The organism is Nocardioides psychrotolerans (genome assembly GCF_943371775.1).
GTDB classification, from domain to species: Bacteria; Actinomycetota; Actinomycetes; order Propionibacteriales; family Nocardioidaceae; genus Nocardioides; species Nocardioides psychrotolerans_A.
Genome location: NZ_CALRWD010000064.1, coordinates 18,800 through 27,524 on the forward strand (window position 1 = coordinate 18,800; position 8,725 = coordinate 27,524).

The 8,725-nt window shown below is 72.3% G+C and carries 8 protein-coding genes; 4 read left to right on the top strand and 4 right to left on the bottom strand.

All coding sequences use genetic code 11. From position 1 onward, the window contains the following. Positions 1-12: 12 nt before the first annotated feature. Together AAG827_RS16510 and AAG827_RS16515 are read left to right on the top strand one after the other, a co-directional pair. Positions 13-1,158 (top strand): glutamate--cysteine ligase, encoded by a 1,146-nt coding sequence (locus AAG827_RS16510; protein WP_341927268.1) that lies wholly within the window; start codon positions 13-15, stop codon positions 1,156-1,158. Next, positions 1,158-2,645, top strand: coding sequence for a gamma-glutamyltransferase (locus AAG827_RS16515; RefSeq protein WP_341927269.1), 1,488 nt, complete (start codon positions 1,158-1,160; stop codon positions 2,643-2,645). The genes AAG827_RS16510 and AAG827_RS16515 overlap by 1 nt, the downstream gene beginning before the upstream one ends. Here AAG827_RS16515 and AAG827_RS16520 read toward each other — a convergent pair. The 4 genes from AAG827_RS16520 to AAG827_RS16535 form a co-directional block, all read right to left on the bottom strand. Next, on the bottom strand, positions 2,639-3,730 hold the full coding sequence (locus AAG827_RS16520; RefSeq protein WP_341927270.1) for a DNA polymerase IV: 1,092 nt from the start codon (positions 3,728-3,730) through the stop codon (positions 2,639-2,641). The two genes, AAG827_RS16515 and AAG827_RS16520, sit on opposite strands and share 7 nt — an antisense overlap. Positions 3,731-3,743: 13 nt before the next feature. After that, on the bottom strand, positions 3,744-4,844 hold the full coding sequence (locus AAG827_RS16525) for an FUSC family protein (RefSeq protein ID WP_341927271.1): 1,101 nt from the start codon (positions 4,842-4,844) through the stop codon (positions 3,744-3,746). Between the two features lie 28 nt (positions 4,845-4,872). Further along, positions 4,873-5,229, bottom strand: coding sequence for a hypothetical protein (locus AAG827_RS16530; protein WP_341927272.1), 357 nt, complete (start codon positions 5,227-5,229; stop codon positions 4,873-4,875). A gap of 143 nt (positions 5,230-5,372) precedes the next feature. Continuing rightward, positions 5,373-6,071, bottom strand: a complete 699-nt coding sequence (locus AAG827_RS16535; RefSeq protein ID WP_341927273.1) for an HNH endonuclease family protein — start codon at positions 6,069-6,071, stop codon at positions 5,373-5,375. Positions 6,072-6,247: 176 nt separating this feature from the next. Between AAG827_RS16535 and AAG827_RS16540 the strand changes: the two genes are divergently transcribed. Together AAG827_RS16540 and AAG827_RS16545 are read left to right on the top strand one after the other, a co-directional pair. Next, entirely contained in the window at positions 6,248-7,651 is a 1,404-nt protein-coding gene (locus AAG827_RS16540; RefSeq protein WP_341927274.1) for a wax ester/triacylglycerol synthase family O-acyltransferase, read from the top strand. Positions 7,652-7,815: 164 nt separating this feature from the next. Beyond that, positions 7,816-8,541, top strand: coding sequence for a hypothetical protein (locus AAG827_RS16545; protein WP_341927275.1), 726 nt, complete (start codon positions 7,816-7,818; stop codon positions 8,539-8,541). The last annotated feature ends 184 nt before the right edge of the window (positions 8,542-8,725 follow it).

Below are 8,725 nucleotides of genomic sequence, written 5' to 3' on the forward strand. Positions count from 1 at the left end.
GGCAGCAACCCCATGTGCTTCGCTGTGCGGGTGCGCATCGACTTCCACGGGTCCGCCGAGCCGACCCTCGGAGTCGAGTGGGAGCTCGCGCTGGTCGACCGTCGCAGTCGTGACCTGCGCAACGACGCGTCCCACCTCTTCGCCCGGGCCCGGCCGCGGCTGGAGCACCAGGACCGGCTGCACCAGGAGCTGTTGAAGAACACCGTCGAGCTCGTCACCGGGATCTGCCACACCGTCGACGAGGCCATGGGCGACCTGCGCCGGACCCTCGAGCGCGTGGTGCCGGCGGGCGACGACCTCGACATCGACCTCTACGGCGCCGGCACCCACCCCTTCGCGTCCTGGACCGGGCAGCAGCTCAGCGAGGGGCACCGCTACGAGGAGCTGATCAACCGCACCCAGTGGTGGGGGCGGCAGATGCTGATCTGGGGCGTGCACGTCCACGTCGGGCTGCCCCAGCGCGACCGGGTGCTCCCCGTGCTCTCCGCGCTGCTCACCTACTATCCGCACCTGCAGGCACTGTCGGCCTCCTCGCCGATCTGGGCCGGCGTCGACACCGGCTATGCCTCCAACCGGGCCCTGATGTTCCAGCAGCTGCCGACGGCCGGGCTGCCCTTCCAGTTCACGACGTGGGCGGAGTTCGAGTCGTTCGCCCAGGACCAGCTGACCACCGGGGTGATCGACGAGCTCTCCGAGATCCGCTGGGACCTGCGCCCCGCGCCCCACCTCGGGACGCTGGAGAACAGGATCTGCGACGGGGTGTCCGACCTGCGCGACCTGGCCGGGCTCGTCGCGCTGATGCACTGCCTGGTCGTCGACCTCGACACGCGGATCGCGGCCGGCGAGAGCCCGCCGGTGCTGCCGCCGTGGCACGTGCAGGAGAACAAGTGGCGCGCCGCACGCTACGGCCTCGACGCGATCATCATCCTCGACGCGCAGTCGGACGAGCGGCTCCTCACCGACGACCTGGCCGACCTGCTGGTGCGGCTCGAGCCGGTCGCGGCGCGCCTCGGCTGCCTCGAGGAGCTGGCGTCCGTCGCGGACCTGCCGCGGCGGGGCGCGTCGTACCAACGACAGCGGGCGGTCGCCGAGCGCACCGGTGGCGACCTGGTCGCGGTCGTCGACTCGGTGGTCCGCGAGCTGCGAGCGAGCCTCTGATGGACGTCGCGATCGCGGCGACCAACGAGGCCGCGGCCGACGCGGCGAGGGTGGTCGCCGAGGCCGGTGGCAACGCGGTCGACGCCGCCCTCGCGGCCGCCCTGGTGACGATGGTCAACGAGGTCGGCATCGTCTCGCTCAGCTCCGGCGGCTTCGTGACCGTGCAGCCCGGGTCCGGCGCGGCCGCCTACACCGTCGACGGGTGGATGGACATGCCCGGACGGGGGCTCGACGTGGGGTCGAGCGGCACCTGGGACATCTCGACGGCGTACGGCGGCGGGGTCGACGTCACGATCGGCCCCGGGTCGGTCGCGGTGCACGGCTCCGTGGCGGCCTTCGAGGAGACCCACCGTCGCGACGGGCGGCTGCCGTGGCGCGAGCTGGTCACTCCCGCCATCGAGGTGGCGCGGGGCGGCTTCCGGCTCGGGTCGGCGTCGCGCTACTACCTCGGGCACGTGCACGCGTCGATCTTCGGCTGGGACCCCGCCAGTCACGCCGCGCTGCACTCGCCCGACGGGTCGGTGACCACCGGGCTCGTGGTGGTGCCCGACCTGGTGGAGTCGTTGGAGCTGATCGCGGCCGAGGGAGCGGCGACGTTGCACACCGGTGAGCTGGCCCGGCTGGTCGCCGACGACGTGGTCGGCCGTGGCGGCCTGCTCGGGGCGGCCGACATGGCGGCGTACGAGCCGGTCGTGCGGCCCGCCCTCGTGACCCGCGTCGGTCCGTGGACGCTCGCGACCGCACCGCCGCCCTCCCTCGGTGGCGTCTGCGTCGCCGCGATGCTGCGTCTCCTCGACGACCGGCCGCACGGACCCTGGACGCCGGACGACGTCCATCACCTGGTGCGCGTGCAGCGCGCGGTGCTCGGTCACCGCCTCGACGTGCTCGACCACACCGACGACCTGGTGCGTGACGCGGCCGCCTTCCTCGACCTGGTCGACCGCGACCACCTCGGCGCGCTCGAGTCGGGCTCGACCGCGCACGTCTCGGCGACCGACAGCGAGGGGACCGCCTGCTCGGTCACGGTGTCGTCGGGCTACGGCGCCGGCATGATCGCCGCCGGCACCGGGATCTGGCTCAACAACTGCCTGGGCGAGCAGGAGCTCAACCCCCGCGGCCTCCACGGCCTGGCTCCCGGCACCCGGCTGCTCTCCAACATGGCCCCCACCGTCGGCCGCCACGTCGACGGCTCGGCCCTCGCGATCGGCTCGCCGGGCGCCGACCGGATCACGACCGCGATCACCCAGGTGCTGGCGGGCTTCGTCAGTGGCGGGCTGTCGCTCCAGGACGCGGTCGACCACCCGCGCGTGCACCTGCACCGCGCCGGCCGCCCCACCGAGGAGCTCAAGGTCGAGGACGTCGACCGGCCGACGATGTACTTCGGCGGCGTCGGCGCCACCCTCGTGCGACCCGACGGCAGCCTCGACGCCGCCGCCGACCCACGCCGCGAGGGCGCGGTGCGGCTGGTGCGGGGACCCGCTCAGTAGCGACCCTCGGGCTCGACCATCTCCAGGCGTACGCCGAGCAGCCGCACCGCCCGATCCCGGTCGACACGGCCGAGCAGCTCGACCGCGGCGGCACCGAGGACCTCGGGGTCGTTGGTCGGAGCGGGAAGGGTGAGGCTGCGGGTCACGGTCGTGAACGGGCGGAAGCGCACCTTGATCCCGACCCGGGCGGCCGGACGCCCCTCGGTGTCGATGTCCTCGACCGCGCGGCGCGCGATCCGGCGAGCCGCCTCCTCCACCTCGGCCCAGTCCTCGAGGTCGGTCTGGAAGGTCTCCTCGCGGCCGTGCGCGCGTGGCACCCACGGCGTCGGGTCGACCGGGCCCGTGTCGGCGCCGCGGCCGAGACGGTGGACCCACGGCCCGATCGTCGGGCCGAGCGCGGCGGCGAGCACCCGGGTGTCGGACTCGGCGAGCTGGCGGACGGTGTCGATGCCGAGCGCGGTGAGCCTCTTGGAGGTCTGCGACCCGATGCCCCACAGCGCCCGCGTGGGGCGGTCGCCCATCTCGGCGGACCAGGTGTCCTCGGTGATCCGGTAGACCCCCCGTGGTTTGCCGAAGTCGGTCGCGGTCTTGGCCCGGATCTTGGTGTCACCGATCCCGACCGAGCAGTGCAGCCCGGTCGCCGCCAGCACCTCGGCGCGCACGTGTCCGGCGAAGGCGACGGGGTCGCGCTGCTCTCCGGGGGACCCACCCCCCTCCCCCTCACCGCTCCCGGGACGCTCGGCGACGAACGCCTCGTCCCAGCCGATGACCTCCACGTCGACCGGTGCGCCGTCCCAGCGCAGGCCGCGCAGGGTGTCCATGACGACCGCGGAGGCCGCCTCGTAGGTCGGCTTGTCGACCGGGAGGAACACCGCGTCCGGGACCTTGCGGGCCGCGACCCGCAGCGGCATGCCGGAGCCGACGCCGTGCTCGCGCGCCTCGTAGGACGCCGTGGCCACCACGCCCCGCTCGCTCGGGTCACCACGGCCACCGACCACCACCGCACGACCGGCGAGCTCGGGTCGTCGGAGCACCTCGACGGCCGCGATGAACTGGTCGAGGTCGACGTGCAGGACCCAGGTCACGGACAGCCTCACCTCACCGCGGCGGCGGGGGCAGGGCGTCGGTCGACTCGAGCTGGGTCATCCCCGTCAGCAGCAGCAGGTCGACCACGATCGAGCGCAGCTGGGCCAGGATCACCTCGGCGGTCAGGACCTCCGAGCGCTCCACCCGACCGGTCGCCTCACCGATCGCGAGGATCGCGTCCCGCGCCGCCACGGGCATCCGGTCGGCCGTCAGCTCCGCGGCCACCAGCTCCGCGGCGTCGGCGAGCTCGGCGGCGAGCAGGGCGTAGGCCGCCGGCACCGGTCGGCGGTGGTAGGCGGTCACGGCGACCTGCCGCACCAGGACCCGCGTGCTGCGCAGCGCCCGGTCGAGCGGGTCGACCAGGTCGGCCATGCGGCGCAGGTTGCCCTTGTGCCGCACCCGGAAGGGCGACGAGGCCACCACCGACATGCCCTCGTCGGCCGCGGCCTGGAGCTCGCGGATCAGGTGGTCGGTGGAGCGCGCGTCGGCCAGCAGGTCGAGACCGCGCTCGGCCTCGCCGTCGACCATCACCTCTCCCGCGGCACGCAGCAGCTCGGCCACCTTGGCCATCACTCGCGCCGCCTGCTCGCGCGGTCGGCGCAGCGGTGCCGCCGGAGCAATCGTGGCGGCCACCAGGGCGATCACCCCGCCGATGAGGGCGTCGGTCCACCGGGTCAGCGCCGCTCCCGGGTCGGGCAGCAGCGTGCTCACCACGATCGACTGCACCGCAGCCTGCGTGACGAAGAGCTGGCCGCCGTCGAGCAGGAAGGCCGTCGTCATCGCGAGTCCGACGATCAAGGTCAGCTGCCACCAGCCCGAGCCGAGCTGGATGACCAGCAGGTCGGCGATGAACACGCCGATCGCGACGCCGAGGGTCACCTCCGCCACCCGGCGCAGGCGCTGGCCGTAGGACGTGCCGAGGCTGACCACCGCCGCGATCGGCGCGAAGAAGGGCGTGTCGTGACCGAAAAGGTCGGCCGCGACGAACCACGCGGCCCCGGCCGCCAGCGCGCACTGCACGATGTGCCAACGCTTGGCCGAGAGTCGCTGCAGGCGCTCACCCAGCGAGGTGCGGCCCCGGCTCCACGCGCGGTCGAGCGGCGAGACCTCCATGGGGGAGATCGTGCCAGAGGAGGACGACCTACGGCTGCGCGTGGGCGTAGGCGAGCGAGCGCTTGAGCTCGCCGAGGTCGCGGTACCAGGTGCGGACCTCGACCCGACAGCGCAGCCGGTCGGACCAGCGGTCATATTCCCCGCACTCGGCGGAGGCCTCGGAGTCGGTGGGCGGGTAGAGCGCGGTGCCGTCGGAGTAGGTGATGCCGAAGCCGTTGGCCTTGTCGCCCTCGACCGCGACGATCACCGGCCGCTCGGTGCGGGCGGGTGGCTCGTGGACCGCGGCGCCGTCCGAGGCGAGCGCCGGCGACCAGGTCACGGCGGCCAGCAGGCCGACGACGAGTGTGCAGAGCGAGACGAGCGGCGTCGTGATGGGTGTCTTCATGGGTGTCCCCCGAGGGTCCGGCACCGGCGAGTTCCGGTGCGAGCAGGACGCTAGGAGCCCGGGCGGACAGCCGGGCCGGGCGCCGGCAGGGCCTGTGGAGGGACCTGCCGGAGCCCGGCCTGTGGACGATCAGCGGGCCACGATCAACGGGCCAGCGTCACCGTGATCGTCGCGTTGGTGCAGGACGAGGCCAACGACGACAACGCGGACTTCTCGCCGCTGTCGACGGTGAGCCGCCAGCGGTGCTTCACCGCGACCCACTCGCGCACGTAGCGGCACTGGTCGTAGGTCGGCAGCCACTCGCGGGGGTCCTGGTCGCCCTTGGCCTGGTTGACGTTGTCGGTCACCCCGACGAGCGAGCGGGAGTCGCCGAGGTCGTTGGCGAAGGCCTGACGGGTCGCGGTCGTCCACGACCGCGCGCCCGAGTCCCAGGCCTCGGCCAGGGGGACCATGTGGTCGATGTCGACGTCGGAGGGGTTCGTCCAGGAGACGCGGTCGTAGTAGGAGTACCAGCGCCCGCCCGAGAGCGAGCAGCCGCTGCCCACCGTCACCGGGTCGTCGGCCTCGCTGATCAGCACCTCGTTGCGGGTGCTGCACCCGTCGCCGTCGGCGTCGACCCAGTGCGGGAAGAGGTCGCGCGAGTAGCCGGTGCGGACCTCGCTCGAGGTGGGCAGGTCACTGATGGCGGTCGTCAGCGGGGCGGAGTAGTCCTGGGCCTGGGCGACGGCGGGCACGGCCACCAGGCCCACGGAGAAGCCGGCGGAGAGGCCGAGCGCGAGCAGGGTGCGGCGGATCATGGGTTCTCCCGAGAAGAAGAGGTCGCGCACCGAGGTCCGGTGCACGTCGACCCTCGGGCAGCCGCGGCACCTGCCGCAAGGTGCTCGACGTACTCGTCACGGATGCAAGGGAGAACCCTCACTCGGTGTTCACCGGGCACTCTCCTCCGGCACCTGCGGCAGGGCGCCTTGTGGCGGTCGTCACCGCGAGCAAGGATGCCCACCTACGAAAGGTGCTCCCTGTGGTCTCTCCGATCGATCCCACCTCCTCTGCGTTCCTCCTCGCGGAGAACCGCAACATGCCGATGCACGTGGGAGGCCTCCAGCTCTTCAAGAAGCCGGAGGGGGCGGGGCGCGACTACGTGCGCCAGATGTTCGAGGAGATGCGCGACGTCGAGGAGATCGCGCCGCTCTTCCTCAAGCACCCGCACCGCTCGGTCAAGACCGGTGGCCAGCTGGTCTGGCAGCCCGACCTCGAGTTCGACATCGAGCACCACGTGCGCCACAGCGCGCTGCCCAGGCCCGGCCGGATCCGCGAGCTCCTCGAGCTGTGCTCGCGCCTGCACTCCACGCGCCTCGCCTGGGAGCGTCCGCTGTGGGAGGCGCACGTGATCGAGGGCCTGCGCGACGGCCGCGTCGCGATGTACACCAAGACCCACCATGCGCTCGTCGACGGCGTCTCCGCGATGCGGCTGCTCGCCAGCGTCCTGTCGACCGACCCCGACAAGCGCGGCATGCCGGCTCCCTGGGGCGCCCAGCCCAATGCGCGACGCTCCCGCGAGATCGACAAGGCCGAGGCCAGCCTGGCCGGCGTGCCGATCAGCGCGCTGCGCACCGCGATGGGCATCACCGCCGACGCCGCCGGCATGCCCGGGGCGCTGGTCAAGACGATCACCAAGGGCATCAAGAACGAGACGTCGTCGCTGTCGCTGCACGCGCCGCGCACGATCTTCAACCAGTCGATCACCGGCTCACGCCGCTTCGCCGCCCAGGACTGGCCGATCGAGCGGCTGCGCGCGATCGGTAAGGCCACCGGGACGACGATCAACGACGTCGTGATGGCGATGTGCAGCGGTGCGATCCGGCAGTACCTCCTCGAGCTCGACGCCCTCCCGGACGCCCCGCTGGTCGCGATGGTCCCGGTCGGTCTCAACGCCAAGCAGTCGCAGGTCGCCTCCTCCGAGGGCGGCAACGCGGTCGGCGCCGTCATGGTGCAGCTCGCGACCGACCTGGACGACCCGGCTCGCCGACTCTCCGCGATCCACCGCTCGATGAAGGACGGCAAGGAGGGGTTGTCGTCGATGACGCCGATGCAGATCCTCGCGATGAGCGCGATCGGCCAGGCGCCGGCGATCCTCACGCCGCTGCTGCGCATGCAGGGCATCGTGCGGCCGCCCTACAACCTGATCATCAGCAACGTCCCCGGCCCGCGCACCACGCACTACTGGAACGGCGCCCAGCTGATGGGCACCTACCCGTTGTCGATCCCCATCAACGGGATGGCGCTCAACATCACCTGCACGTCCTACGACGGCAACATGGCCTTCGGTCTGACCGGCTGCCGCCGCACCGTGCCCCACCTGCAGCGGCTGCTGACCTTCCTCGACGAGGAGGTCGCGGCGCTGGAGAAGGCGGCCGGTATCTGACGGGGGTGAGCCGTGGGCCCTCGTCCCCGGAGTAGTTCGGCCTGGTCCCAGCTCCGCTGCGGGCGAGCCCAGCCGCCCGCCACTGGCAGGTACAACGGCCCTGGCACGGTGCGGGCCGCTGGGGGACCCTTGAGGTGTTCGACGCCTCGCGAAAGGAAACGGACATGACCACGATCACCCGCATGATCGTCGCTGTCGTCGCCGCAGTGACGCTGGGGATGGCCATGGCGGGGTGTGGCGACGACACTGGCACTGACGGCACCACCGAGCCGTCAGTCACCACCACGTCGCCCGCCGACACCACCACCGAGCCCACCGAGCCCACCGGGCCCGAGCAGTCCGCGCTGTGGCCGGCCTCCGACGTGGTCTTCGACGACCCCGTGGCCGCCGCCCAGGACTTCCTCGACAACGTGCTCGATGCCGGCACGGCAGGCGTGTTCCGCCAGGGCGATGCCCGCAGCGGTGAGGTCGACGCCCTGTTCGCCGGCGAGTCCAGCGACCAGTCGATCGTGCGTTCCACCCTCCTGCTGCGCCAGCTCGGCTCGGCCAGCGGCTGGTTCGTGATCGCCGCGGTCAACCCCAACGCCGCCATCACGGTCCCTGACTCCCTCGCCGAGGTGCCCGCCGCACCCCTGGCGGTCGAGGGCATCGGCCGCGGCTTCGAGGCCAACCTCAACGTGAGCGCCCGAGTGTCGGGCTCCACGGGTGAGCCCCTCGACCTCCAGATCGCCCAGGGCGGCTCGGAGGCCACCCCGCTGCCGTTCACCACGACCCTCGACCTGAGCGGCGCGGCTGCTGGCGACGTGGTGACGATCATGGTGCGCGGCGGCACCGGTATCGAGACCGACCCCGGCGACTTCGGTGCCATCCCAGTCGTCATCACCGGCTGACAACTTCAGATCCGGGCGAACTGAGCCGCCCTCAACGCGGCATGTCCGGATGTATAGGAACGAGGTCGGATCCTGCGCGGTTCAGTCACTGCGAACGAACGTCATCGAACCTGCCGGGCCGCTCAGCGCCATCCGATTCTGCTCAACCTCAACAGAGGTTGTGCCGTTGAGAAGTCCGAAGTAC